This is a genomic window from Leptolyngbya sp. CCNP1308, from assembly GCF_034932455.1.
Taxonomy (GTDB): domain Bacteria; phylum Cyanobacteriota; class Cyanobacteriia; order Phormidesmidales; family Phormidesmidaceae; genus Nodosilinea.
On sequence record NZ_JAYGIH010000136.1, the window covers coordinates 1 to 683 of the forward strand.

Below are 683 nucleotides of genomic sequence, written 5' to 3' on the forward strand. Positions count from 1 at the left end.
CCTGCCCCTGCAGCTGAGTGCAGCGTTCAAGGGTGCACTCTACCGCAATATGCCCAACGGTGGTTTGCTCAAACTGGTAGATAAACGCCTGTTCTGCCTTTAAAAATTGCTGGGCTTCGGTGACGGTGGTTTGCAGAATGTCGTCTAAATTTAGCGATTGGCGAATGTGCTGGGCAATGCGGTTAACCAGGCGTTCGCGGTCAATTTGATCTTGCAGGGCCGCCTTGGCTCGGCGGCGTTCGTCCACTTGCTTTTGCAGGGTTTGATTGGCCTGGGCCAGGCCGAGGGTACGATCGGTCACAATGTGTTGCAGGGTATCAATGGTGACCTGGGTTTCGGCCAAATCGACTTCCTGAAGCAGGCTGGTGGGAGTTAGCAGCCCTACCAGCTGATCTTGGGCATTGACCACCGCCAGCCGGCGCACCCCATGCCCCTGCATCTGCTGGTGGGCCTGCCACAGCGACGCCTGGGGATGAATTCGCAGTACCGGCGACTGCATCATCTCAGCCGCCGTCCAGTTGGCCAGCAGTGATTGACTATCGTGCAGTCGTAGAATATCGCGCTCGGTGACGATGCCCATGGGCGGGGCACCGGGCTGCCCGGTTTCGGTAATCACCAGACAGCTAATGCGATGCTGATCGAGGGTTTTGGCCAGCTCTAACGCCGACAGGGTAGGGCGGGCA

The 683-nt window shown here is 58.4% G+C and carries 1 protein-coding gene; it reads right to left on the bottom strand.

Annotated elements, in window-relative coordinates; translation table 11 throughout:
* On the bottom strand, positions 1-683 hold a 683-nt coding region (locus VB780_RS31590), incomplete at both ends, for a CBS domain-containing protein (protein ID WP_323355104.1).